Here is a 24,371-nt window from a genome sequence, read left to right as displayed (position 1 = left end):
AGGCAGGCGCCTCACCCTTGTCGGTCTTCTTCACCGGTGCCGCCGCATTGAGCTGCGTGCGCAGCGAAAGCAGCGCGTCGAGCTCGCAGTCGAGCGTCAGGTAGAAATGCGGGATGGTGGTCTTGGCCTCGACCAGGCGCCGCGCAATGGTCTTGCGCATATTGTCGTGCGGGACGAGTTCGTAAGAGCCTTGCTCGAACAGCTTCAGCACCTGATCGTCCGACATTGCCTTAACAGCTGGAGCAGATGCGGCAGGAGCTTCGGGAGCGACCGCCGGAGCCTCCCTGGCGCCGCCCTTGGCAATCGCCGCATCGATGTCCGCCTTGACCACACGGCCATGCGGGCCGGTGCCTGATATGGCTGAAAGGATGAGACCCGCCTCGCGCGCCAAGCGGCGAGCCAACGGTGTCGCGCGTGCGCCCGACGGCGATTGGCCGATCTCCCCCCTTGTGGGGGAGATGCCCGGCAGGGCGGAGGGGGGCGCCTCGCTCCCGGCAGTTGAAAGGACATCGTGCTTCGTCGCGAGGGGGGAGACTGGCGCCGCGTCCTGCTTGGTCCCATAAGCCTCGCCGTCGGCATAGATCCAGGCGACCGGCGCGCCGACCGGAATATCGACGCCTTCCTTGCCGGTCACGTCGCGAAGCACGCCACTGGCAGGCGCATCGATCTCCATCGCGGCCTTGTCGGTCTCGATCTCGAACAGCACGTCGCCCTTCTTGACCTGAGCGCCTTCCTCGGCGAACCAGCGCGAAATCTGTCCGGTCGCCATGTCCATGTCGACCTTGGGAAGAATGACTTCGGTCGGCATGTCTCAGCGAACCCCTTTCACGAGGTCGCGCGCGGCGATGATGATGTCGGGAACCTGCGGCACCGTGGCCTTTTCCAGCTCCGGATTGTAGGGGATCGGCGTTTCCGCGCCGCCCAGTCGCACGATCGGCGCATCGAGATAATCGAACGCCTCGCTCTCGGCGATCATGGCGCTGACCTCGGCGCCGATGCCCAGCGTCTTGACGGCTTCGTAGACGCACATCAGCCGCGACGTCTTCTTGACGCTGTCGATGACGGTCTGCTTGTCCATCGGCCGGATGGTCCGGAGGTCGACGACTTCGACGTCGATGCCTTCGGCCTCCAGCGTGGCGGCGGCGTCAAGCGCCTTCTGCACCATGATCGAGGTGGCGACGATGGTGAGGTCGCGGCCCTCGCGGCGGATGTCGGCCTTGCCGATCGGCACGGTGTAATAGCCTTCCGGCACCAGCCCCTTCATCTTGTAGAGCAGCTTGTGCTCGAAGATCATGACCGGATCGGGATCGGCGACAGCAGCCAGAAGCATGCCCTTGGCATCATAGGGTGTCGCCGGCTGGATGACCTTCAGTCCCGGCACATGGCCGAGCCAGGCTTCCAGGCTCTGGCTGTGCTGCGCGGCGGCCCCCGTGCCGGAGCCGGCAGGGAAGCGCATGACGACAGGCACTGAAACCTCGCCGCCCAGCATGAAGCGCATCTTGGCGGCCTGGTTGACGATCTGCTCCATGGCGAGCGTGGCGAAATCCGAAAACTGGAATTCGAAGATCGGCCGCATGCCGGTGACGGCAGCGCCGACTGCGACGCCAGCACCACCCAGTTCCGAGATTGGCGTGTCCAGCACCCGGTCCGCGCCGTAACGATCGACCAGGTCGCCAGTGACCTGGAAGGCGCCGCCATAGACGCCGATATCCTCGCCCATCAGGAAGACGCGCTCGTCCATGTCCATGGCGATCGCCATAGCTTCCTGGATCGCCTGGGCGTAGCTCAGTTCACGCACCATCGCGTCCATCACGCCTGCTCCGTATACACGTAATTTCCGGTCTCGCTGACGTCGGGCGAGGGGCTCGCCTTGGCGAACTCGATGCCGTTGGCGATCTCTTGCGCCACCGCGTCGCGGATGGCTTCGATGCCCTTGTCGTCGATGAAACCGAATTCCCGCAACTCGTTCTCGAACAGCGTGATCGGGTCGCGGTTCGACATCCAGTCCTCGATCTCTTCCTTGGTGCGGTAGCGGTTGCGGTCGCTCTTGGAGTGACCGCGATGGCGGTAGGTCTTGGACTCGATCAGCGTCGGCCCCTCGCCCGCGCGTGCCCGCTCGACCGCCTTGTACGAAGCCTCGGCGACTTCGGAGAAGATATTGCCGTTGACGATGACGCCGGGCATCGAATAGGCGGCGGCACGGTCGGCGATGTTCTTGACGGCAGTGGACCGGGCCGTCGATGTCGACATGCCGTAGCCATTGTTCTCGCAGACGAAAATGACAGGCAGCTTCCAGACCGCCGCCATATTGAGCGCCTCGTGGAAGGCGCCCTCATTGTTGGCGCCGTCGCCGAAGAAGGAGACGACCACCTTGCCGGTCTTCATCATCTTGGAGGACAGCGCGGCGCCAACCGCGATCGGAATGCCGCCGCCGACAATGCCGTTGGCGCCGAGATTGCCCTTGGCGACATCGGCGATGTGCATCGAACCGCCGCGGCCCTTGCAGTAGCCCGTGGTCTTGCCGAAGAACTCGGCGAACATGCGCTTCACTTCCGCGCCCTTGGCGATGCAATGGCCATGGCCTCGATGCGTCGAGGTGATCTGGTCATCCTCGCCAAGCGGCATGCAGATGCCCATGGCGCTGGCCTCCTGGCCGATCGATAGATGCATGGTGCCGTGGATGAGGCCGCGCGTGTAGCTTTCCTCCGCGCCCTCTTCAAAGCGGCGGATGAGGTACATCTTGTAGAGCACCTGCTTCAACTGCTCGGCGCTGTACTGGCGATAGACGAAAGGCAGGTTGGCGCGGCTGTCCGCGACGGCTTTGCTGGCTCCGGCCATGATCACGCCTCCACGGTTCCGTAGACGAGCTTGTCCTGGCGGGCGCGCAGTTCGGCGATCTTCGAGCCCGGAGCCGGGGTGGCATTGGCGTAGGTGATCAACTCACCCTTCTTGATCGGCGCCGTCACCGAACCGCCCTGCAGCAGGCCGCAGGGAATGGCCCTGACGGCATGCGCTTCCGGCGCTGTCATGATCCAGGCGCGATAGCAATATTCGCCGATCGCATCGAGCTTCTCGCCTGGCTGCATGTCCTTCTTGGCAACCGCGGCCACTTCGGCCACCGGCTTGTCCAGCGGCACCATGTCGGCCTTGCCGTAGAGCACGACGCGGGCGCAGGTCAGAGGCACTTCGAGCGAGGTCAGGTGATAGGGGCGGTGGAAGGTGAAGTACGGGCCCTTGCCCATCTTCAGGTCTTCCATGCGCTCCGAGATGCGCGGGTGGGACATGTCGGCGACGACGAAGACGCCCGGCGCGACGCCCTTGCCGATCGAATAGTCGACGACGCCGACCCTGGACAGCACGCCGCCATCCTTCTGCGGCACCAGGACCTTGTTCAACTCGCCAAGCGTCGCCGCAGGGCCATGCATGCCAGCCTTGTCCGGCACCAGTCCGGTGGCATTGGCGATCGCCGCCATCTCGACCATGGTCTTCGAGCCGTCGACGAACTCGACCAGCATGCGCACGTTCATGTGCCGGCGCCTGGCCTCTTCCTCATAGGCGGGCGGCGTGGCGTCGATGTTGAGCGGATTGTTCTTGCCCTTGCCGGCGGCGACGATCGGATGGCCCATCGCCGAGACGAATTCGATCAGCTCCATGCAGGAGGACGGCTCGTCGCCGGCGCCCAGCGAATAGGTGACGCCGAGCCGGTCGGCTTCGCTCCTCAGATAGGCGCCGATGGTGACGTCGGCCTCGACATTCATCATCACCAGATGCTTGCCATGCTCCATGGCGCGCAAACCGATCTCGGCGCCGACGGCGGGAACGCCGGTGGCATCGATGACGACGTCGATAAGATCATTGTTGATGACCAGGCTGGCGTCATTGGTGACCGCCACCTTGCCGGCTTCCATGGCAGCCGTCATCGCCGAAGCGTTCGACACTTCGCGCGCATGGCCGGTTTCCTGGAAGGCAATGTCCACCGCCTTGCTGGCGGCAGGCAGGTTCAGCTCGGAGATCGCGCCGATCTCGATGCCCGACATGTGGGCGACACGGGTGACGATGTCGGTTCCCATCTCGCCCGACCCGATCAGGCCGATGCGGATCGGCTTGCCCGATTTGCCGCGTTCCTCGAGATCGCGAGCAAGGCCCGTCAACGAAACATTGGAAGCCATACCGCTCATCCTCCCATAATGCAGGCTTGTTCAATTGCCTGACGGGTATTGAACATCTGTATTTCTGTCAAGACTAATGTCCAAAATCTGCGTGTTTTTGCAGCACTTTCACAATGCGTGCAGCACAGCAGAAAAAGCCGGTGGAGAGCCGGCAAACCGCGTAATTCCACATTGCCGTGACGAGACTGCACGCAATGGCGGCGCGCGTGCGTCCCGTCCCATGGCGCACAGGATACTTGTTAGGAGCCGTTACCCTGCGTAAAAGCGTTGGCAGTGAACATGCATCGGTTAGGGGCTTCCGATGAACGTGCAACAACGGGTTGGACCTGTGGCAGTGCCAGGCGATGGCCCGGCCCATGCGATTGCCGGCATCTTCGCCACGGAGTTGGGCGTACCGGCAGTCGGCTCCGACGACAATTTCTTCGATCTCGGCGGCGATTCGCTGATGGCGGAGACTTTGGTGCTTGCCGTGCAGAAGCGGTTCGGCGTCAAATTGCAGACCTCGGTCCTGCTCGAAGCCCAGACACCGCGCGAATTCGGCCGCTTGATCGCGTCGCTGGTACCGGAGCATCCGGCCCGCGAACTGATCGTGCCGGTGTCCGGCAGCGTCGGCCAGGAGCCGATCGCGATGATCCACGGCATCACCGGCTCGGCCTTGTTCGCCAATCGCTTCAGCAGGCGTCTGAAAGACAGATACGCGTCCGGCACGACGGGCGATCCAGAGGCCTACACGCAGTCGCATGAGGCGCTCGCCAGGCGCATCGCGGCGCGCCGCGGGGTGGTGGAGGGAACCGCCAAGCGATTCCTGACGCCGATGGCCCTGTCATACTCGGCAATGCGCCACCAGGTCCTGGGCTATCTGCTTTACGGCGCAATACTTGCAGCAATGAAGGGAATGGCGTGCAATGCGCGAAAGATCGCAACAAACATATCAACCCCGTGCAGAACCCGGATGGCGTTTTAGCGCTACGATGTCGCGATTGATAGCGGCCGCGACCAGATCAGGTTGAAATACAGCATGCGTGTACGGACCAGCCGGTGGTCGCGAATTCTCGCGGTTCAAGACCAGGGTTGTGGGAAGATGGGCTTCGTCTTATGAGCAGGCATCCGATTTTGGAGCAATGGCGAAGTTTGCATGAGCTGGAAGCCGGCCAAGGGCCTTGTTGATCTGCTGAACCACAACTGGCCTGTCAGAAAGGTCAAGGCTTTTCGCAACGCATTGATTGAGCGTGATTTTCGCGCGCGCGGCATTCCCAAAGGCCTGAAATTCGCCGAGGAGTTGCGGCAAACCGGCTCCCAGCGCTTCTGCTTTGTCATTGCCTTCAATACGCCCTGGGTCATCGATGCGCTCACCCGCGCCTGGCATTTGTATTCCTCGGGAATGACGCTGGTCGTCGTTGACAATTCATCCGATCGATCAGCCAGGGTGCGTATTGCGGACATCTGCCGGGAGCGAAAAGTCACTTATTTCGGTTTGCCTCGGAATCGGGAAGGCCATCCCAACCGGTCGCACGGGATTTCCATGAACTGGATCTTCCACAACGTCGTTCGGCCATTGCGGCCGGAGCTTTTCGGATTTCTGGATCACGACTGCTTTCCGATCGCCCGCGTGGACATTCCCGCAATGATGGAGGGAAAAGTCGTCTACGGCTCAAAGCGCCCAGCGCAAGCGGACCCTGAAGCCTGGTTCATGTGGGCTGGGTTCTGCTTCTTCCGCTTCAGCGCCGTGCAAGGACTGGACCTGGACTTCACACCGCGTTTTGTCAGCGGAATGGACACCGGCGGCGGAAACTGGACGCTGCTGTATCGCGGGCTTGCTGAGAACGATGTTTCGGATGCGCAGAAGACGGCAGCCGATCTCGACTTTGGTGGGATAGAGGCGGACCATCGCATGCTGGGCGGCGCTTTTTTTCACATCGGCGGCGCCTCGCACAGAAAACTGGTCATGACCCGGGAGTACCGGCGGCTGATCTCGGACCATGTGTGGGAGACCCACCTCGGCGGCGGCGAAAGCCGCCTCGTCAAGGACCCTTGACCGGCTCGGGCTGGCCGGCCCCAAAATCGTGGAAATGCACCACCACCCCATCCGCGTCGATGAAGATGACGGCATAGGCTGGCGGCTCATGGCCCAGCCGCCAGCTGTCCGAAAAATCCAGTGCGCTCTGGTGGTTGGTGCTGCGCAGTGTGCTGACTGGTATGCCGCGCCAACTGCCGGCGATCAGCCGATGGACATGGCCGGCGAAGATGTGGCCGACATTGCCGTGGCGCCGGAGAATGTCATGCAAGGCATCGGCGTCGGCGAGCCTGACCTCGTCAAGCACCGGCATGTGGATCCGGAACGGCGGATGGTGCATGAAGAGGAAAACCGGCCGGTCGCGCGCTTCCTGCAGCTTCTCGTCGAGCCAGTCGAGACGGGCCGCGCACAGCCTGCCCTCGACATGTCCGGCGTCCAGCGTGTCGAGCAGGATCAGGCGGCCATCGCTGCCATCGAAGACGCTCTGGACGAACCCGCGTCCGGCCGGCGCTTCCGGGAACATCTCGAGAAAAAGCGCCCTGTCGTCGTGGTTGCCGAGCATCAACCGGCAAGGCGGCACGAACCCCGCCAGCGTCTGCCTCAATGCCGCATAGGCGGCGCGCTCGCCATCATTGGTCAGGTCGCCTGATACCACCACCAGATCGACATCGGCATGACTTCTGCCGATATCGGCCAGGCAAGCCTCCAGCCGGGCGAGCGGATCGGAGCCATGGAGACGGCCACCCGGCGCCATCAGATGCGGATCGGAGAGCTGGATGATTTTCATTGGCCCGCGCACTGCCTTCCTGCCGCCGCCTGGCGTCGGCCTGAAGCCGGTATGTTTCGACCAGCTCTACTGTGCCGTCCAGCCACCGTCCATCGGCAAGGTCGTGCCGGTGATCTGCTTGGCCGCATCCGAACACAGGAACAATGCCAGTGCCGCAAGCTCTTCCACGGTGACGAATTCCTTGGTCGGCTGTGCGGCCAGCAGCACGTCGTGCTTGACCTGCTCCTCGGTCATGCCGCGCGCCTTCATCGTATCGGGGATCTGCTTTTCGACCAGCGGCGTCCAGACATAGCCGGGCGCGATCGCGTTCACGGTGATGCCGTTCTGGGCGACTTCCAGGGCCACCGTCTTGGTCAGGCCCGATATGCCATGCTTGGCCGAGACATAGGCCGACTTGAACGGCGAGGCGACCAGTGCGTGCGCCGAGGCCGTGTTGATGATGCGGCCCCATTTGCGGCTTTTCATGCCCGGCACCACCGCCTTGATGGCGTAGAAGGCGGCAAGCAGGTTGATGCGGATGATGGCTTCCCACTTGTCGTCGGGGAACTCCTCGATCGGCGCCACATGCTGGATGCCGGCATTGTTGACCAGGATGTCGAGGCTGCCGAACGCCTCTTCCGCGTCGTGGATCATGGCGGTGACCGCGGCGCCATCCATCATGTTGGCGTCGGAATAGCGGCACCTGACGCCGAAATCCTTCTCGATGCCGACTCGCTCCTGCTCGATGGCAGCGGCGTCGCCAAGGCCATTGATGGTGACGTTGGCACCCTCGGCGGCAAAGGCGCGGGCGATCGCGAGGCCGATGCCGCTGGTCGAGCCGGTGACAAGCGCATTCTTCGAAGACAGGGAACCCATGGGGAGATCTCGCAAGAGGTGGGAGGGAGTGGTGTTGAGGCAGATAGTTTGTGCGGCGCAACAAGACAATGCCACGGCCATGTGTCGGCTCGATTACAGCCCCGCGACCGCCTTTGCCGGCTTCGTGAAAGGGCGTCTTGGCGATGACACGGCATTGTCATGCTGCCATGCAACATATTTCCCAGCGCATTCGCGCGGGGTCATTTTCGAACGTTGGGGGCACCTGGATGGAAATCGCCGATGTCGTGAAGCGCGCCTATGCGATGCCGCTCACCAATCCCTCCTTCCCGCCCGGCCCTTATCGTTTCTTCGACCGCGAATACATCATCATCACCTACCGCACGACACGCGAGGCGCTTGAGGCCGTCGTGCCGGCGCCATTGGAGATCGATGAGCCGCTGGTCAAATACGAATTCATCCGCATGCCGGACTCGACCGGCTTCGGCGACTACACCGAGACCGGTCAGGTCATTCCCGTACGCCATAAGGGCCAGCACGGCGGCTATGTCCATTCCATGTATCTCGACGACGACGCGCCGATCGCCGGGGGCCGTGAGCTGTGGGGGTTTCCGAAAAAGCTCGCCAACCCCAAGATCGTCCATGAAGGCGAGGTGATCGTCGGCACGCTGCACTATGGCAGCGTTCTGTGCGCCACCGGCACGATGGGCTACAAACATCGGGAAGCCGATCACGATTCCGTGCTCGCTTCGCTCGCCGCCCCCAATTTCCTGATCAAGATCATCCCGCATGTCGACGGCACGCCGCGCATCTGCGAACTGGTCCGCTACTACCTTACCGACATCACGCTGAAGGAAGCCTGGACCGCGCCGGCCGCGCTCGATCTGCGGCCCCATGTCATGGCCGACGTGGCGAAGCTGCCCGTGATCGACATCGTGTCGGCGGTTCACTTCAAGGCGGACCTCACGCTCGGCCTGGGCGAAGCCGTACATGATTACCTCGCTGACCACAGCCGATCCGCTGCCAGCGCAACCCAGCTGGAGAAAGTCCGTGCTTGAGCGTACCCGCAACAAGGCAGCAGCCGCCACCATCGAGGAAATCACGGCGCAGTATGACCGTATCGCGCTGGTCTTCCAAGGCGGCGGTGCGCTCGGCGCCTATCAGGCAGGGGTCTATCAGGCGCTGGCCGATGCCGGCTGCGAACCGAGCTGGCTATCCGGCGTCTCGATCGGCGCCATCAACGCCGCGATCATCGCCGGCAATGAACCGAGCCGCCGGTTGCAGCGGCTGGAACAGTTCTGGCAGACGATTTCTGGCCGCAAGATCTGGTCCTACACGCCCGAAGGCGACATCTACCGCGACATCCGCAACCAAACCTCGTCGTTGATGACGATGACAATGGGCCAGCCCGGTTTCTTCAAGCCGCGCAATCCCAATCCCTGGTTCCAGCTGTCGGGGGCAGAAGGCGCCACCAGCTTCTACGACACCGCCGAGTTGAAGGACACGCTGGAGAGCCTGATCGATTTCGATGTGCTGAACGACGGCAAGAAGCGGCTGAGTGTCGGCGCGGTCAATGTCAGGACCGGTAACTTCGTCTATTTCGACACCGAGAAGGTGCGGATCGCGCCGGAGCACATCATGGCCAGCGGCGCGCTGCCACCGGCCTTCCCCTCGATCCGCATCGAGGGCGAATATTACTGGGATGGCGGCATCGTCTCCAACACGCCGCTGCAATATCTGCTCGACCAGGAAGAGGACCGTTCCTCGCTGGTGTTCCAGGTCGATCTGTTCAGCGCTCGCGGCGTGCTGCCGCGCGGCATGGCCGACGTGCTGTCGCGCCACAAGGACATCATGTATTCGAGCCGCACGCGGCAGAACACCGACAATTTCGAGCGCATCCATGCGCTGAAGATGAAGCTGCTCGATGCGCTGAAGCGCGTGCCGCCGGAGCAGCTCAAGGAAGGCGAGAAGGAGCTGATCGCCGACTATTCCAACGCCGGCGTCGTCAACATCGTCCACCTGATCTACCAGCACAAGGGCTACGAGGGTCACGCCAAGGACTATGAGTTTTCAGGCACCTCGATGCGCGAGCATTGGGAGATGGGCCTCGAGGACACCGAGCGCACGCTGCGTCACAAGAAATGGCTGATGCTGCCGACCAATGCCGATGGCGTCACCATCCACGACCTGCATCGCGAAGATCCGACTTGATACTTGCACCCGCCACAAGCTGAGCAATCTCGGGAAAATGCATAGCGGTCGCTCGGCTGGAAGCCCGTAAACTGTGAAGCTCTGCTTCATAGGCCATCAACATTATCGCGGATAGCCGCTCGCGGAGAGCGGGCTTACATCTGGGCGCCAGCAGAATGCGCTGGGCTCAATGGAGTACCGCCGATGGCCGCCGAAGCCGTTTCCCCTGCTGTCGTTCCATCGCGTGACGCCTGGCGCGGCCTGCTGTGGTTTGTGCCGCTCACGGCGCTGTGGCTACTCTTGATCTATCGTTGGCCGGCGATCCCGGACAGCGGCGTTCCGACCACGTTCCACCAGCTCGCGGCTCACGGGCTCGTCGCTCTGGGATTGTGGCTCGGCCTCGAACATACGAGCCTGACGCCCGGTCAACGTCGCGCGACCTGGTTGGCGATCATGATCGCGGACACGCTGTGGTTCGCCGTCGCTTGGAGCGCCGCGATCAATGGCGTCTTCCAACAGGACGCCACGGCTTTGCCGGCGTTGCCATCGGCCATCTTCCTGCCGGTGGTCATCGGCGCGCCGCTGTTGCTGTTCTCTGGGCGGATCGGGCAGGTGCTCGATGCGATGCCAGCGAGCTGGCTCGTCGCGGTTCAGCTCTACCGCGTATTCGGCAGTTGGGCTCTCGCGGCGTGGCTGCATGGTGCGCTGCCCGGCGTGTTCGCAGTGCCAGCAGGCATCGGAGACATGCTGACAGGACTGCTCGCGTTGCCGGCGGCGATCGCGGTGGCGACCGGCACAGCCGGAGGCGGGAGGGCGGCAACTCTCTGGAACGTCCTTGGCCTTGCCGATTTCGCTGTCGCGATCACCATGGGCATAATCACCTCGCCCGGCCCGTGGCAGTTGATCGTTCCGGATGTGCTGAGCATCGGCGCTGGCGATTATCCGGGGGTGCTAACCCCTGCTTTCGTGGTGCCGAGTTCAATCCTGCTGCATGTGTTGTCGCTGCGCCAGCTGCGCCGCCGTAGCCGGGCGGAAGTTGCGCGGCGGCAGGAGTGAGGCTGGAGCCGGCCAACGATTCCATCGAAAGCTGAACCGTTCGAAGCGGCGCGTTCGCTTGGGAAGGCGCACGCTCTGACTCTTCGCAGGATGGGCCGACAAAGAGAAACGGCGCCGCAGGTGGCGCCGTTCTTTTGAGGGTCTGGCGCTCAGAACACCTGACGGAAGACGATGAACAGCGCGAAGGCGAGCGCGATCGAGCACGGCAGGGTCAGCACCCAGGCGAGCAGCAGATTGCGCACCGTCGACCATTGCAGGCCCGAGCCGTTCGCCGCCATCGTGCCGGCGACGCCCGATGACAGCACATGGGTCGTCGACACCGGCAGACCCAGACGGTCGGCCATGCCGATGGTGACCATGGCGACGAGTTCCGCGGCAGCGCCCTGGCCATAGGTCAGGTGGCTCTTGCCGATCTTCTCGCCGACCGTGACGACAATGCGTTTCCAGCCGACCATCGTGCCCAGGCCGAGCGCCAAGGCGACCGCGACCTTCACCCAGATCGGGATGAACTTCGTCGCGTTGTCGACGGCCTTGTGATAGTCGGTGACCGCCTTGAGATCGGCGGCCTCCATCGGCAGCAACTGCTTCTTGTCGATCAGTTTCAGCGCCTCGCCGATCAGATAGATGTCGTTGCGGGCGTTGCTGACCAGATCGGTCGGCACATTGTCGACCGAAGCGTAAGGCTGCAGCTCGGCCGTTGTGCTGTGGATGTAGGTCTGCAACGCAACCGTCGTCTTGTCGCTCCAGGTCCGGGTGCGCACGGCATCCTGCACCGCTGCCTTGGCGTCCTTCGCATCGGCGACGGTGACACCGGGCTTCACATATTTGCCCAGCGCGGTCTCCACGTTAACCGAAGCCGACTTGTAGGCTTCGAGATAGTTGATGTCAGGCGTACGGTTCAGCGCATAGGCCGTCGGCACGACGCCGATCAGGATCCGCATGATCAGGCCCATGCCCTTCTGGCCGTCATTGGAGCCATGCGCGAAGCTGACGCCGGTGCAGGTGAAGATCAGCAGCGCCCGGATCCACCAGGGCGGCGGGGCATTGCCCTTCGGCGCCTCATAGAGCGCCGGATTGCGGACGAGAAGCTTCATCGCATAGAGCAGGATGGCGGCGGCGAAGAAGCCGATGATCGGTGATACCAGCAAGGTCACGCCAACATTGGTTGCCTGCGACCAGTCGACGCCGCTGGTGGCGCTGCCGGCGGGTGCCATGAACTGGTTGGCGAGGCCGACGCCGATGATCGAGCCGACCATCGTGTGCGAGCTGGACGCCGGCAGGCCGAGGAACCAGGTGCCGAGGTTCCACAGGATCGCGGCCACCAGCAATGCGAACACCATGGCGAAGCCGGAGGAGGAGCCGACCTGCAGGATCAGCTCGACCGGCAGCAGCGACAGGATGCCGAAGGCAACCGCGCCGCTGGAGGTGAGAACGCCGAGAAAATTGAAGGCGCCGGACCAGATGACGGCGAATTCCGCCGGCAGCGAGCGCGTGTAGATGACGGTCGCAACCGCATTGGCGGTGTCATGGAAACCGTTGACGAATTCGAAGCCGAGCGCGATCAGCAAGGCGATGCCGAGCAGGATCCACGGCACCGTCTTGGCCACCGCCAGGTCCTGGCTCAGCGCGTAGCCAACATAGACCACGCCGACCAGCACCAGCACCCCGAAGGCCGGCAGGAACCACTTCGCGCCGCCAGAACTATCCAGCGGATGATCTGGTCTCGGAATGCCCGCCTCACTAGAAACTATGTCCACCATGTCCCACTCCTATTGCATTGCAGCAAAGAACTGGAAAAGACGCTATGTCCGGACGATGAACCCTGTGTGACGTGGGGCGAGGCTCTGCCTTCGACGCACGGTCCCTTTCAAGCGGGCCCGGAGCGTGTCTTCAGGATCGCCGAGAACAGCGGATCGAAGGCACGGCTGATCGGCGCCGCCGCCGCGCCCAGCGCGATCGACCAGGGGTCGGTGGTGCCGAGTTGCAGCCGCGGCAAGGTCCGGCCTGGCCGGTCGGCGATCGACGGCAGCAGCGGATGCATCGCCTCGACAAGCCGGCGCGCCAGCGCTTCCGGCGCGCCGCTGGTCAGGATCACTGTCTGTGGGTCGAAGATGGTTTCGATCAGATGCACGCTCCAGCGCAGGTCGTGCGCCGCCCCGTCGATCCAGCGCATGATCTTCACGTCACCCGACGCGGCCAGCGCGCCGATCTTTCCGTAGAGGTCCTCGTCAGCGGGATCGAGACCAAGATGCTGGTAAAGCGAGGCCAGCGACGCGCGATGTTCGAGCGGTGTCGAGCCCGGACCGGCCGGCGACAGCAAGGCCATGCCGATTTCGCCGGCGTTGCCATGGCCGCCGCTGTACAACTCGCCGTTGAGGATCAGTCCGGCGCCGATCCCATAGCCGACATAGAGGCACACCGCGTGGTCGACGCCATGCGCGGCACCCACGATGCGCTCCGCCGTCGCGCAGGCCGCGGCGTCGTTCTGCAGGCCGACATTCAGGCCCGTGCCCTTGGCCAGCGTGTCCAGCAGCGGAAACTTCTGCCAGGCCGGCATCATCCATTTGTCATCCGAATTCTTCAGGCCGAACGGGCCGGGCATGGCGACGCCGAGACCGACGAGGCGTTTCTCCGACTGCGAGGAGATGCCGGCCAGCTCGCGCCGGACGCCATCGATCAGGCCCAGGATCACCTCGACGCCCTTTGACGGCTCATCAAAGGGCAGGTTCGCCTCGGCGCGCGCCAGCACACTGCCCATCAGGTCGACCGCGACCGCCCGCGTCAGGTAACGGTCGATCTGCAGGCCGATGGCGAAGGCGCCTTCGGGCACCAGCCTGTAGGGGGTCGACGGCTGGCCCCTGCCCTTGCGCACCGCATCGAGCGCCACGACAAGTCCATCGCTTTCCAGGTCCTCGACGATGTTGGATACCGCCTGCTTGGTGAGCTGCGTCGCCCGCGCCAGATCGGCCCGCGACAGCGCGCCATTGAGACGCAGCGCCTCGATCATGACGCGGCGATTATGCGCGCTGGTGCCCTCCTGGTTGGTGCCGCTTTTGGCGCGGATCGGGCTGATGTCGTCCATCGGCGTTTCCCCTCTTGACTCCATTAGAATATTGATCGACTAATTAAGTCAAGCGAGTTGACTTAATGTAAGCCGGGCGCCGCAAAACAAGATGGTCAGGCTCCCAGCCTGTCGCCACGGGCAGCCGGTGATGATCAGGTCGCGCGACATGGATCCGGGAAGACGATGCCAAACGCATGCACCGCCGACCCGTCAACGCCGGAATGGGAGAAGAAAATGCTTAAGACAATCACCAAGACACTGGTCGGCGCCGTCTTTGCCGGAGGACTGTTCGTCCCCCACGCATTCGCCGAAACGACGCTCAACGCGCTGTTCATGGCGCAGGCCGCCTACAGCGAGGCCGACGTGCGCGCCATGACGGATGCCTTCACCAAGGCCAATCCGGACGTCAAGGTCAATCTCGAATTCGTCCCCTATGAGGGCCTGCACGACAAGACCGTGCTCGCTCAAGGGTCGGGCGGCGGTTATGACGTCGTCCTGTTCGACGTCATCTGGCCGGCCGAATACGCCACCAACAAGGTGCTGGTCGATGTGTCTTCGAAGATCACCGACGACATGAAGAAGGGCGTGCTGCCGGGCGCCTGGACCACCGTCCAGTATGACGGCAAGTCCTATGGCATGCCCTGGATCCTCGACACCAAATACCTGTTCTACAACAAGGACATCCTTGAAAAGGCCGGCATCAAGACCCCGCCGAAGACCTGGGAAGAACTCGGCGCACAGGCCAAGATGATCCAGGACAAGGGCCTGCTGAAGACGCCGATCGCGTGGAGCTGGTCGCAGGCCGAGGCCGCGATCTGCGACTACACCACGCTGGTCAGCGCCTATGGCGGCGACTTCCTCAAGGACGGCAAGCCCGACTTCCAGAATGGCGGCGGCCTGCTGGCGCTGAAATACATGGTCGACAGCTACAAGTCGGGTCTCACCAATCCCAATTCCAAGGAATTCCTGGAAGAGGACGTTCGCAAGGTCTTCGAAAACGGCGACGCCGCCTTCGCGCTGAACTGGACCTACATGTACAACATGGCCAACGACCCGAAGGACTCGAAGGTGGCCGGCAAGGTCGGCGTCGTGCCGGCGCCGGGCGTTGCCGGCACAAGCGAAGTGTCGGCCGTCAACGGCTCGATGGGCCTCGGCGTCACCGCGGTCTCCAAGCACCCGGACGAGGCCTGGAAGTACATCACCTTCATGACCTCGCAAGCCACGCAGAACCAATACGCCAAGCTCTCTTTGCCGATCTGGGCCTCGTCCTATGACGACCCGGCCGTCACCAAGGGCCAGGAGGAGCTGATCGCCGCCGCCAAGCTCGGTCTGGCAGCCATGTATCCGCGTCCGACCACGCCGAAATACCAGGAGCTGTCGACCGCGCTGCAGCAGGCCATCCAGGAATCGCTGCTCGGCACATCTTCGCCGGAAGATGCCCTGAAGACCGCCGCGCAGAACAGCGGCCTTTGAGACAAGCTAGTCGTTCAATACGGGCGACACTACAGCGTCGCGTCCCTTATGACGCGCAAAAGACGCTGTAGCACTTTCTATCTTGCGCATGATCCTTTCCGGAAATCGGCCTCCGATTTCCGGGGTCATGCGCGAGTGCCGCCCGTGCTATGTCCGGATCACAGATGAAAGAAGAGAGGCTGCTCCGATGTCGAGCACCTGGATGACGACCCGCGCATGGCTCTTGATGCTGCCTTTGCTCGTGGTCATGGTCGCCGTCATCGGCTGGCCGCTGGTCGACACGGTCGGCCTTTCCTTCACCGACGCCAAGCTGGTCGGCACGGGCGGCGATTTCGTCGGCTTCGACAATTATTACAACATGCTGTCGAGCTCGAATTTCTCGCGCACGCTGGTGACCACGACATTGTTCGCGGTCATCTCTGTTGCCGCCGAAATGGTGATCGGCGTCCTCGCCGCCCTTCTGCTCAATCAGGAATTTCGCGGCCGGGCCATCCTGCGCGCCCTGATGATCCTGCCCTGGGCATTGCCGACCGTGGTCAACGCCACGCTGTGGCGGCTGATCTACAATCCCGAATATGGCGCGCTCAATGCCGCGCTGACGCAACTGCATCTCATCGACGCCTACCGATCCTGGCTCGGCGAGCCGGGAACGGCGCTGGCGGCCCTGATCGTCGCCGATTGCTGGAAGAATTTTCCGCTGGTGGCGCTGATCGCGCTCGCCGCTCTCCAAGCCGTGCCGCGCGACATCACCGCCGCCTCGCTCGTCGATGGCGCGGGACCTTTCAACCGCTTTCGCTTCGTCATCCTGCCCTATCTCGCCGGGCCGCTGATGGTGGCGCTGGTGCTGCGCACCATCGAGGCCTTCAAGGTTTTCGACATCATCTGGGTGATGACCCGCGGCGGGCCTGCAAACACCACGCGAACGCTCTCGATCCTCGTCTACCAGGAAGCCTTCTCCTTCCAGCGCGCCGGCTCGGGCGCGTCGCTGGCGCTGATCGTCACCTTGCTCGTCACGCTGCTCGCCGTCGCCTATGCGGCACTGGTGCGAAAGACCGCCGGGAGCGCCGCCTGATGGAACGCAGGAGCCCCGCCTTCACCGTCTTCATTTATGCCTGCGCGCTGCTGCTCGCCGTAATCATCCTGGCGCCCATCGCCTGGCTGTTCATCATGAGCATCTCGCCGGCCGCCGATCTTGCCGCCAAGCCGCTGCGCTGGTGGCCGCAGGCAGCCGACTTCTCCCGCTACCGACAATTGCTGTCGACGGCCGAAAACAGCGCCGGTGCCGCCTTCACCTCATCGCTGCGCAACAGCCTGGAGATATCAGGCATGGCGACGCTGGCGGCACTCGCCTTGGCCATCCCCGCCGGCTGGGCGGTATCGCGAACGCCCGCGATCGGCTGGTCGCTGTCGATGGTCATCGCCACCTACATGCTACCGCCGGTGGCGCTGGCCGTGCCGCTCTATATGGGCCTGTCGCATCTCGGCCTGCTCAACAATGTCTTCGGCCTGGCGCTGGTCTATCTCACCATCCTGGCGCCCTTCACCACCTGGCTGATGAAATCCGGCTTCGATTCCATCCCGCGTGAGATCGAGGCGGCGGCGATGATCGACGGCGCCGGCCTGTTCCAGACATTGCGCATCATCACATTGCCGCTGGCGGCACCGGTTATGGCGACATCGGCGCTGTTCGCCGTGCTGCTGGCATGGGACGAATTCTTCTACGCGCTGCTGTTCACCTCCGACCAGCGCGCCAAGACCTTGACCGTCGCCATCGCCGATTTGGCCGGCGGCCGTGTTTCCGACTACGGCCTGATCGCAACCGCCGGCGTGCTGGCGGCCTTGCCGCCGGTGCTGATCGGCCTTGTCATGCAGCGGGCGCTGATCTCGGGCCTGACCAGCGGCGGTGTGAAAGGATGATGATGATGACTGCAGATAAGGAACGGCCGGCCGGATTGGTCGCCATCGACCGCGAAATGACGCGCCAGCATGCGGATGCGATCGCTTCGTTCCGGCAGAACACGGCCGAGGCGAAGAAGGCCGCCGCTTCCATCAAGCGAACCGGTCGTCTGCTCCTCCTTGGCATGGGGGGCTCGCATGCTGTCGGCCGTGCCGTCGAGCCGCTCTATCGCGGGCTCGGCATCGATGCGCTGGCGCTGCCGCTCTCCGAACAGCTTGGCCAGCCGCTGCCGCTCACCGGCCGCACCGTGATCGTGACCTCGCAATCGGGCGAAAGCGCCGAGGTCGTCAGATGGTTTTCGCGGGCCGGCGGCAGCTCGGACATTTTCGGCCTGACGCTCGAAGGCGGTTCATTTCTCGCCCGCACCGCGCCTTGCCTGGTCGGCGCCGGCGGCACTGAGCTGGCTTTCGCCGCCACACGCAGCCTGACCGTGACCCTGGCCCTGCATCTGGCCATCCTGGCGGCTCTGGGTGAGGATCCGGCCCCTGCCCTTGCCATGCTCGAGGCTCCGCAGGATCGCGACATTGCCCCCGCACTTGCCATGCTTGGCAAGGTGGACACGATCGTCACCTCCGGCCGCCGCCTGCAGGGCGTGGCCGAAGCCCTGGCGCTTGGCCTGACCGAACTGTCGCGGCTGCCCTGCTTTTCGCTGGAAGGCGGCCAGTTGCGTCACGGGCCGATGGAGATGCTCGGCCCCAAAATCGGCGTCATACTGTTTCGCGGCAACGACCCCACGTCGGAGCTGGTGACCGCCATGGCCCTTTCAGTGATCGAGGCCGGCGCGCCGCTGGTCATTTTCGACGCGTCCGGGCAAGCGCCTGTCGCCGGTGCCGTCACGCTCTCGTTCAGACCCGCTTCAGGGATGGCCGCTGTCTTCACCATGCTGCCGGTGGCGCAGCGCCTCATGATCGCCTTCGCCGACAGCCGCGTCGACAATGCCGGCACGCCCGTGCGCACCACCAAGATCACCAGGAGCGAGTGATGCGTCCGCTTGCGGTGATCGGCAACGTCAATGTCGACCTGATTGTCGGCCCGGTCGCGCCATGGCCGAAGGCGGGAACCGAGACCGTCGTCGATCATGACGAATTGCGCGTCGGCGGCCAGGCCGGCAACACCGGGCTCGCCTGGCAAGCGCTGGGCGTCGATTTCGCCATTGCCGCCAATGTCGGTGACGACCAGTTCGGCCATTGGCTTCGCGAGGCGTTCGGCGCCCGTGCCGAGAAATGGCCGGTCCGTCCCGAAGGCACGACCTTGTCGGTCGGCATGACCCATCCCGATGGCGAGCGGACTTTCTTGACCACGCGCGGCCACCTGCCCCGCTTCAGCCTCGGCGATGTCTTGTCCGTTCTCGACGGCAGCGCGCTCTCCGGCGGCTACGCACTGCTCTCCGGCTCCTTCCTGACCGAGGACCTCACGCGCGACTACAACGCATTTTTCGACTGGGCCGACAGCCACGGCATATCCGTGGCGCTCGACACAGGCTGGCCGATCGATGGCTGGACCGAGGCCAATTGCGCCGCGACAAGGGCGTGGCTCTCGCGCTGCGCGCTGGCGCTGTTCAACGAAGTCGAGACGGTGACCCTGGCGGGATTGCCGAGTCCTGAGGACGCGGCGCGTGAAATCCGATCCAGCATGAGGCAAGGCGCGACCTTCGTCGTCAAGCGCGGGCCGCAGGGCGCCATCGCCATCGGCCCGGATAACACTCTTGTCCAAGCCGCCGCGCCCGATGTCCGTGTCGTCGACACGATCGGCGCAGGCGACGTCTTCAATGCCGCCTTCCTGGCCGCTTTGGCGCAGGAACAGCCGCTGTCCGCCTGCCTCCGCGCCGCGACCTATGTCGCCTCACGCGCCATTTCCACCTTGCCCCGCACCTATGGCGGGCCGATGCAGTCTGGGGAATCCATGCATGAGCGCGCTTGAAATCCGCGGCATCCGCAAAAGCTACGGCAGTGTCGAAACGCTGAAAGGCATCGACATCGCGCTGCAGAGCGGTGAATTCCTGGTGCTGCTGGGCTCGTCCGGCTGTGGAAAGTCGACGCTTCTCAACATCATCGCCGGCCTTGCCGAGGCGACCAGCGGCGATGTGCGGATCGGCGACCGCTCGATCCTCGGCGTCCATCCCAAGAACCGCGATATCGCCATGGTCTTCCAGTCCTACGCGCTCTATCCGAACCTGACCGTGCGCCGCAACATCGGCTTCGGGCTGGAGATGCGCGGCGTCGCCGCTGACGAGCGCGACAGGGCCGTGAACGAAGCGGCGAGACTGCTGCAGATCGAGGCGTTGCTCGACCGCAAGCCGAGCCAGCTTTCCGGTGGTCAGCGCCAGCGCGTCGCCATCGGCCGGGCGCTGGTGCGCAAGCCGCAGGTCTTCCTCTTCGACGAGCCGTTGTCCAATCTCGATGCCAAGCTGCGCCTGGAGATGCGCACCGAATTGAAGCGTCTGCACCAGATGCTGCAGACGACCGTCGTCTACGTTACCCACGACCAGATCGAGGCGATGACGCTGGCCAGCCGCATCGCCGTCATGCGTGACGGCAGGATCGAGCAGCTCGGCACGCCGGAAGAGATCTACAACGAGCCGGCAACACTCTATGTCGCCGGCTTCGTCGGCGCGCCGTCGATGAATATGCTGCAGGCCACCGTCACCGGCGGCAAGCTGGCCATTGCCGAATCCGATGTACGGATCTCCTTGCCGGCACGCTATGCGAACGCGGCTCGTGAAGGCGCACAAATGGTCGTCGGCATCAGGCCGGAAGCGCTTCGTGTGGCGACCGGAGCCGCCTCGGATCCGTCATTGCCGGTGGAGATCGAGGTCGTCGAACTGACCGGCCCCGAACTGGTCACCACGGCCCGGATCGGCACGCAGCGGCTGACGGCTTGCCTGCCGCCGCGAGCCCAGGTCGCCAAGGGGGAAAAGCGCAGCCTCACCTTCGACGAGGCCGCGCTTCGCTTGTTCGACCCCTCGACGGGCAAAGCCCTGCCGGCGACGGGTCTCGAACGGAAGGTGTCCCACTGACACGCCGAGGGCATCTGGCTTAGACAGGTGGTACCATTCGGCTACCACCCGATGTGTGTGCCATCGAAGGTCTGGAATGAGCCGCTGGCCGCAAGCGTTGCGTTGTCGATGATCGTGCGCAGGCCGCGCGCACTGTCCTCGACCGCCAGCACCGCCTGATCGCCCCCCATATCAGTCTTCACCCAGCCCGGATGCAGTGACAACACCGTTATCCCGTCAACGCGCAAATCCTGCGCCAGTTGAGCGCTTGCCATGTTGAGCGCTGCCTTGGAGCAGCGATAGGCATAGTCGTCATCGTAATCATCAATCAGCCCCTCGGTCATCGACCCGGCACGGCTGCCGATATTGGCGATGACCCCCATGCGTCCCACGACCAGGTTCGGTCGCAGCGCCCGCGCCAGCAGCAGCGGGCCGAGCGCGTTGGTCCGCATGACCTTCAGGAATTCGTCCGGGGCGAATCTGTACAGGCCAGGGTTTCCGCTGCGGATGGCGGCGTTGTTGACAAGCACGTCCAGCGGCCTGCCACCAAGACGCGTGGCAAGATCCAGAATTGAAGCCGGATCGGCGACGTCGAGGGGGTGGAACTCGATGCGACCCTCGAAAGCTTGGGCCGGATGTGCGCGCCCGCAAGCGATCACCTGCCAGCCTTGTTGGGCGTATTGCCGCGCGAGTTCGCGGCCGAGCCCGCGCGCGGCGCCGGTTATCAGCACAGTCCGGTCGCCTTGCCCTTCTCTAGCCAAGTCAGGCGCTCTTCGCGACGGGCGCGGTCTCCTGCCGGGCGATCATTGCGTAGACGTCCCCGGAATACTTGATGTGGCGCTGCTGCGTGGCGAAATCGACATGGGTGATGCCGAAGGGCGTCGTATAGCCATAGGCCCATTCGAAATTGTCGGTCAGCGTCCAGGCGAAATAGCCGCGCACCGGCACGCCCTCGGCCGCCGCCTTGGCCACCTGCTCGAGATGGTCGACATAGTAGGTGGCGCGCAGATCATCCCAGACATGCCCGTCCTTGCCGACGGTTTCCGGCGTCGTGGCGACGCCATTCTCGGAAATGTAGATCGCCGGCGGCGCATAGCGGTCGTTCACGTAGCGCAGGATGTCGTACATGCAGCGCGGCCAGATCTCGTAGTCGACCGCCGAATAAATGCCTTCCGGCTGTACCCGCCGGTAGCTCAGCGGCGCCAGTTCGTCACCCGCCGCGATCACCGAGCGGCGGTAGATATTGATGCCGAGATAGTCGAGTGGCGCGGCGATGATCTCGTTGTCTTGTGCGTGGATCGGCGGCAACAGATCGCCGTAAAGCGCCAGCATGTCCTCCGGATACGCACCCTTGAAGACGGCGTCGAGAAACCAGCGGTTCTGGGCGCCGTCGAAGCGCCGTGTCGCGGCGACATCGCGCGGCTCGTCGCTGGCGGCCTCCGCGACGTTGAGATCGAAGACGATGCCGACGCTAGCATCCGCCACCTCGGCCCGGACGACCGGAACGGCCAGGCCATGCGCCAGCAAGGCATGATGACTGGCAGCCACGCCGCCCTTCACTCCGTCCCGGAATCCTGGCGCGTCCTCGCCGGTCGCGTGTCCCGACCAGCAGAACGTCCACGGTTCGTTGAGCGTCGTCCATTTCCTGACACGGTCGCCGAAGTTGCGGGCGGCAAGCCCGGCATAATCGGCGAAGGCGGCGGCTGTTTCCCGGTTGTACCAGCCGCCACGATCCTGCAGTGCCTGCGGCAGGTCCCAATGGTAGAGCGTTGCATAGGGCTCGATACCGGCTTCGAGCAGATCATCGATCAGCCGGTCATAGAAGGCGATGCCCTTGGCGTTGACCTCGCCACGACCTTCGGGAAGAAGCCGCGTCCATGCCAAGGAAAAGCGGTAGGCGCCAAGGCCGAGCGCCTTGAGCACGGCGATATCCTCCTTCCAGCGATGATAGTGATCGCAGGCGACATCGCCGCTCGAGCCGTCCACGATCGCACCCGGAATGCGGCAGAACCGGTCCCAGATGCTTTCGCCCTTGCCGTCGGCATCAGGCGAGCCCTCGATCTGGTAAGCCGCGGTCGCGGCGCCGAACACGAAGCCCCGGGGAAAGACCAGCCCGGAGGCGCGGGCTTCGAGGGCCCGGCGAGCGTTATCGATGCTTGATGTCATATTTTCTCTCGATGGTGCTGACGAGGCTTGCCGCGGCCAGCGTCAGGAAAATGTAGAAGATGGCGGCTGAGTTGTAGGGCGCGAACGGCAGGAAACTTGCCGATTGGAATTCCCGCATGCGCTGCGTGATGTCGCGGATCGACAGGATCGACAAGAGCGACGTGTCCTTGAGGATGGCGATCAGCTCGTTGCCTAGCGGCGGGATGATGATGCGGAAGGCCTGCGGCAGCACGACCAGCCGGGCGGTGCGCCAGCCGTTGAGGCCGAGACTGTGCGCCGCCTCGATCTGGCCCGCCGGGATTGCATTGATGCCGGAGCGGAAGATCTCGGCGAGATAGGCGGAATAGGCGAGCGCCATGGCGGCGATGCCGCGCACCAGGTTCGGCGGATCGACCACGCCCTGCGTCGCGTCCTTGAGCGCTCCGGCGAGCGGCAAGCCGACATAGAGCACGATGACCAGCATCGGGATGCCGCGGATCGTGTCGACGATGAATTCCGACCCGATGGACAGTGGATGCCTGCGGTGGATATGGCCGCCGAAAGTCAGCAGGCCGAGCACGATCGCCAGCACCGCGATCGTGATGCCGAACGCCTTGTCGCGGTCGTTCAACGCCTCCGTTCGCCACAGCACCTGCAGTCCGTCCGCCGCGATCGCGGCCGGAACGAGCGCGGCACTGACATCCGGGATCTTGCCGATCGCGTCGATCGCCTCCCGCGCGCCCCGAAAGGTGCGCAGCGGCACCTCGTTGTTGTCGGGGCCGCCCGGAAATTGCCCATAGCGGACCGCACCGAGTATGCCGGACGGCGTGCCGGACGTGACCGCGACCTTCCCGGCGAGAGAACCGACGAGCACGTAGCTGTCGCGCGGCTGAAGCAGGAACCACGTTGCGGCGCAAACCATGAGGGTGGTTGCCGCGATGCAGGTCAGGTCGGCCCGCCAGCTGTATTTGAGCTTGAGGAGCCCGACCCAGAGCAGCCCCATCATTGCCGCCAGTATGTAGGCCGCGATGGCGGCGCGGATCGTCGTGGCGACACCCGCGGCGAATGCGATATGCGCGAAAAGCAGGATAAAGACCAAGCCGACGCCATTCACCGCCGCAAGCGCCAAGCGCGCAAAACGCTGCATCGGGTTGCCGGTCTCACGACCGGCGCCGATGAAGAACATACCGAGCGCCACGATCGTCACGCCCAGATAGGCGCGCAACAGCATAGCGGCCTGACCGCGCACCATGAGGTCGGCGGCATCCGTCAATCGCCGTGGCGTGACGCCCTGAACCACCAGGTCGGAGGTGAAAGGATCGACCGCGTTTGCCACGACCGATGCCGCGAAAGGATGGACCAGGCCGGTTGTCGCGAGCACCATGGCGGTGGCAAGGCTGATCCCGGCGGCAACGACCGCGAGGCGCGGCGATCTGGACGAGGCGCGCGAGAACACAACCACGGCAAGGCCGGCGATAAACGCGACGGCAAGCGCCAGGAAGCCCGGCACGAAGGCTGACGAGCCATTCTCCACGCCGAGGATGGCGCGAAGCGAGCGCTGGTAGTTAACCGACGAAGCAAAGAGATAGACGATGAACGGCAACGCCGCGACGATGATCAGATTGCTGGGCCGCAGGCGCATGAGAAGCTGCATCCGGTCCCGTCCTCCCGTTCCCATGGCTCCGGCGCCAGGCGCCGGAGCCGAAGT

At 64.0% G+C, this 24,371-nt stretch carries 22 protein-coding genes; 11 read left to right on the top strand and 11 right to left on the bottom strand.

Annotated elements, in window-relative coordinates:
* The 4 genes from EN808_RS33985 to EN808_RS33970 form a co-directional block, all read right to left on the bottom strand.
* The coding region (locus tag EN808_RS33985; protein WP_135918151.1) for a biotin/lipoyl-containing protein at window positions 1-808 on the bottom strand (808 nt) is incomplete at its 3' end.
* Window positions 809-811: 3 nt separating this feature from the next.
* The gene (locus tag EN808_RS33980) at window positions 812-1,810 is read right to left on the bottom strand and encodes an alpha-ketoacid dehydrogenase subunit beta (RefSeq protein ID WP_127872165.1); all 999 of its coding nucleotides are present in this window, start codon (window positions 1,808-1,810) and stop codon (window positions 812-814) included.
* The gene (locus EN808_RS33975) at window positions 1,810-2,838 is read right to left on the bottom strand and encodes a thiamine pyrophosphate-dependent dehydrogenase E1 component subunit alpha (RefSeq protein ID WP_135918150.1); all 1,029 of its coding nucleotides are present in this window, start codon (window positions 2,836-2,838) and stop codon (window positions 1,810-1,812) included. The genes EN808_RS33980 and EN808_RS33975 overlap by 1 nt, the downstream gene beginning before the upstream one ends.
* 2 nt (window positions 2,839-2,840) lie before the next feature.
* Entirely contained in the window at window positions 2,841-4,169 is a 1,329-nt protein-coding gene (locus EN808_RS33970) for an NAD(P)H-dependent oxidoreductase (protein WP_135918149.1), read from the bottom strand.
* A gap of 301 nt (window positions 4,170-4,470) precedes the next feature.
* Here EN808_RS33970 and EN808_RS37420 point away from each other — a divergent pair, with 301 nt between their 5' ends.
* The gene (locus EN808_RS37420) at window positions 4,471-5,133 is read left to right on the top strand and encodes an acyl carrier protein (protein WP_281041863.1); all 663 of its coding nucleotides are present in this window, start codon (window positions 4,471-4,473) and stop codon (window positions 5,131-5,133) included.
* Between the two features lie 171 nt (window positions 5,134-5,304).
* Entirely contained in the window at window positions 5,305-6,204 is a 900-nt protein-coding gene (locus EN808_RS33960; RefSeq protein WP_135918148.1) for a hypothetical protein, read from the top strand.
* Here EN808_RS33960 and EN808_RS33955 read toward each other — a convergent pair.
* Both EN808_RS33955 and EN808_RS33950 read right to left on the bottom strand, forming a co-directional pair.
* Entirely contained in the window at window positions 6,191-6,970 is a 780-nt protein-coding gene (locus tag EN808_RS33955) for a phosphodiesterase (RefSeq protein WP_135918147.1), read from the bottom strand. The two genes, EN808_RS33960 and EN808_RS33955, sit on opposite strands and share 14 nt — an antisense overlap.
* A gap of 66 nt (window positions 6,971-7,036) precedes the next feature.
* Window positions 7,037-7,825, bottom strand: coding sequence for a 3-hydroxybutyrate dehydrogenase (locus EN808_RS33950; protein ID WP_127280246.1), 789 nt, complete (start codon window positions 7,823-7,825; stop codon window positions 7,037-7,039).
* Window positions 7,826-8,052: 227 nt separating this feature from the next.
* Here EN808_RS33950 and EN808_RS33945 point away from each other — a divergent pair, with 227 nt between their 5' ends.
* The 3 genes from EN808_RS33945 (at window position 8,053) to EN808_RS33935 (ending at window position 11,029) form a co-directional block, all read left to right on the top strand.
* A complete protein-coding gene (locus tag EN808_RS33945; protein WP_135918146.1) occupies window positions 8,053-8,841 on the top strand; it encodes an acetoacetate decarboxylase in 789 nt (262 codons plus the stop codon).
* On the top strand, window positions 8,834-9,994 hold the full coding sequence (locus EN808_RS33940; RefSeq protein ID WP_127280248.1) for a patatin-like phospholipase family protein: 1,161 nt from the start codon (window positions 8,834-8,836) through the stop codon (window positions 9,992-9,994). The genes EN808_RS33945 and EN808_RS33940 overlap by 8 nt, the downstream gene beginning before the upstream one ends.
* 183 nt (window positions 9,995-10,177) lie before the next feature.
* Window positions 10,178-11,029, top strand: coding sequence for an MFS transporter (locus EN808_RS33935; protein WP_135918145.1), 852 nt, complete (start codon window positions 10,178-10,180; stop codon window positions 11,027-11,029).
* 149 nt (window positions 11,030-11,178) lie between these two features.
* On the opposite strand, the gene EN808_RS33930 is transcribed toward EN808_RS33935, so the two are convergent.
* Together EN808_RS33930 and EN808_RS33925 are read right to left on the bottom strand one after the other, a co-directional pair.
* Window positions 11,179-12,789, bottom strand: a complete 1,611-nt coding sequence (locus EN808_RS33930) for an inorganic phosphate transporter (protein WP_135918144.1) — start codon at window positions 12,787-12,789, stop codon at window positions 11,179-11,181.
* Window positions 12,790-12,896: 107 nt separating this feature from the next.
* Entirely contained in the window at window positions 12,897-14,111 is a 1,215-nt protein-coding gene (locus EN808_RS33925; RefSeq protein ID WP_135918143.1) for an ROK family transcriptional regulator, read from the bottom strand.
* Window positions 14,112-14,327: 216 nt separating this feature from the next.
* On the opposite strand from EN808_RS33925, the gene EN808_RS33920 reads away from it, so the two are divergent.
* From EN808_RS33920 to ugpC, 6 genes are all read left to right on the top strand, one after another.
* Window positions 14,328-15,566 (top strand): extracellular solute-binding protein, encoded by a 1,239-nt coding sequence (locus tag EN808_RS33920; protein WP_127872018.1) that lies wholly within the window; start codon window positions 14,328-14,330, stop codon window positions 15,564-15,566.
* Window positions 15,567-15,753: 187 nt separating this feature from the next.
* Window positions 15,754-16,638, top strand: a complete 885-nt coding sequence (locus EN808_RS33915) for a sugar ABC transporter permease (RefSeq protein ID WP_135918142.1) — start codon at window positions 15,754-15,756, stop codon at window positions 16,636-16,638.
* Window positions 16,638-17,483: a carbohydrate ABC transporter permease gene (locus EN808_RS33910; protein ID WP_135918141.1), complete on the top strand. Its 846-nt coding sequence runs from the start codon at window positions 16,638-16,640 to the stop codon at window positions 17,481-17,483. The genes EN808_RS33915 and EN808_RS33910 overlap by 1 nt, the downstream gene beginning before the upstream one ends.
* On the top strand, window positions 17,483-18,505 hold the full coding sequence (locus EN808_RS33905; protein ID WP_135918140.1) for an SIS domain-containing protein: 1,023 nt from the start codon (window positions 17,483-17,485) through the stop codon (window positions 18,503-18,505). The genes EN808_RS33910 and EN808_RS33905 overlap by 1 nt, the downstream gene beginning before the upstream one ends.
* Entirely contained in the window at window positions 18,505-19,443 is a 939-nt protein-coding gene (locus EN808_RS33900) for a PfkB family carbohydrate kinase (protein ID WP_135918139.1), read from the top strand. Before EN808_RS33905 ends, EN808_RS33900 begins: the two co-directional genes overlap by 1 nt.
* Window positions 19,430-20,539, top strand: coding sequence for a sn-glycerol-3-phosphate ABC transporter ATP-binding protein UgpC (ugpC, locus tag EN808_RS33895; RefSeq protein WP_135918138.1), 1,110 nt, complete (start codon window positions 19,430-19,432; stop codon window positions 20,537-20,539). The genes EN808_RS33900 and ugpC overlap by 14 nt, the downstream gene beginning before the upstream one ends.
* Before the next feature lie 41 nt (window positions 20,540-20,580).
* Here the strand turns inward: ugpC and EN808_RS33890 are convergent, their stop codons facing one another.
* The 3 genes from EN808_RS33890 to EN808_RS33880 are packed head-to-tail and all read right to left on the bottom strand — an operon-like array spanning window position 20,581 to window position 24,317.
* On the bottom strand, window positions 20,581-21,249 hold the full coding sequence (locus EN808_RS33890; RefSeq protein WP_135918137.1) for an SDR family oxidoreductase: 669 nt from the start codon (window positions 21,247-21,249) through the stop codon (window positions 20,581-20,583).
* A 31-nt stretch (window positions 21,250-21,280) separates the two neighbouring features.
* Window positions 21,281-22,684 carry a GH1 family beta-glucosidase gene (locus tag EN808_RS33885; RefSeq protein ID WP_135918136.1) on the bottom strand — a complete coding sequence of 468 codons (1,404 nt, stop codon included), beginning with the start codon at window positions 22,682-22,684 and terminating at the stop codon, window positions 21,281-21,283.
* Window positions 22,665-24,317: an amino acid ABC transporter permease gene (locus EN808_RS33880; RefSeq protein ID WP_135918135.1), complete on the bottom strand. Its 1,653-nt coding sequence runs from the start codon at window positions 24,315-24,317 to the stop codon at window positions 22,665-22,667. Before EN808_RS33880 ends, EN808_RS33885 begins: the two co-directional genes overlap by 20 nt.
* Window positions 24,318-24,371 lie beyond the last annotated feature (54 nt).

This window comes from Mesorhizobium sp. M8A.F.Ca.ET.165.01.1.1, from assembly GCF_004792065.1.
GTDB lineage: Bacteria > Pseudomonadota > Alphaproteobacteria > Rhizobiales > Rhizobiaceae > Mesorhizobium.
Note: the sequence above shows the minus strand (reverse complement) of the source record. Positions and strands in the feature narration are given on the sequence as shown.

Bases quoted from the DNA above. Each gene is read 5' to 3' on its own strand.
- EN808_RS33975 (WP_135918150.1), bottom strand. From the start codon at position 2,838: ATGGCCGGAGCCAGCAAAGCCGTCGCGGACAGCCGCGCCAACCTGCCT.
- EN808_RS33915 (WP_135918142.1), top strand. From the start codon at position 15,754: ATGTCGAGCACCTGGATGACGACCCGCGCATGGCTCTTGATGCTGCCT.
- EN808_RS33960 (WP_135918148.1), top strand. From the start codon at position 5,305: ATGAGCTGGAAGCCGGCCAAGGGCCTTGTTGATCTGCTGAACCACAAC.
- EN808_RS33925 (WP_135918143.1), bottom strand. From the start codon at position 14,111: ATGGACGACATCAGCCCGATCCGCGCCAAAAGCGGCACCAACCAGGAG.
- EN808_RS33955 (WP_135918147.1), bottom strand. From the start codon at position 6,970: ATGAAAATCATCCAGCTCTCCGATCCGCATCTGATGGCGCCGGGTGGC.
- EN808_RS33950 (WP_127280246.1), bottom strand. From the start codon at position 7,825: ATGGGTTCCCTGTCTTCGAAGAATGCGCTTGTCACCGGCTCGACCAGC.
- EN808_RS33930 (WP_135918144.1), bottom strand. From the start codon at position 12,789: ATGGTGGACATAGTTTCTAGTGAGGCGGGCATTCCGAGACCAGATCAT.
- EN808_RS33970 (WP_135918149.1), bottom strand. From the start codon at position 4,169: ATGGCTTCCAATGTTTCGTTGACGGGCCTTGCTCGCGATCTCGAGGAA.
- EN808_RS33980 (WP_127872165.1), bottom strand. From the start codon at position 1,810: ATGGACGCGATGGTGCGTGAACTGAGCTACGCCCAGGCGATCCAGGAA.
- EN808_RS37420 (WP_281041863.1), top strand. From the start codon at position 4,471: ATGAACGTGCAACAACGGGTTGGACCTGTGGCAGTGCCAGGCGATGGC.
- EN808_RS33935 (WP_135918145.1), top strand. From the start codon at position 10,178: ATGGCCGCCGAAGCCGTTTCCCCTGCTGTCGTTCCATCGCGTGACGCC.
- EN808_RS33900 (WP_135918139.1), top strand. From the start codon at position 18,505: ATGCGTCCGCTTGCGGTGATCGGCAACGTCAATGTCGACCTGATTGTC.
- EN808_RS33920 (WP_127872018.1), top strand. From the start codon at position 14,328: ATGCTTAAGACAATCACCAAGACACTGGTCGGCGCCGTCTTTGCCGGA.
- EN808_RS33885 (WP_135918136.1), bottom strand. From the start codon at position 22,684: ATGACATCAAGCATCGATAACGCTCGCCGGGCCCTCGAAGCCCGCGCC.
- EN808_RS33905 (WP_135918140.1), top strand. From the start codon at position 17,483: ATGATGATGACTGCAGATAAGGAACGGCCGGCCGGATTGGTCGCCATC.
- EN808_RS33880 (WP_135918135.1), bottom strand. From the start codon at position 24,317: ATGCAGCTTCTCATGCGCCTGCGGCCCAGCAATCTGATCATCGTCGCG.
- EN808_RS33910 (WP_135918141.1), top strand. From the start codon at position 16,638: ATGGAACGCAGGAGCCCCGCCTTCACCGTCTTCATTTATGCCTGCGCG.
- EN808_RS33945 (WP_135918146.1), top strand. From the start codon at position 8,053: ATGGAAATCGCCGATGTCGTGAAGCGCGCCTATGCGATGCCGCTCACC.
- ugpC (WP_135918138.1), top strand. From the start codon at position 19,430: ATGAGCGCGCTTGAAATCCGCGGCATCCGCAAAAGCTACGGCAGTGTC.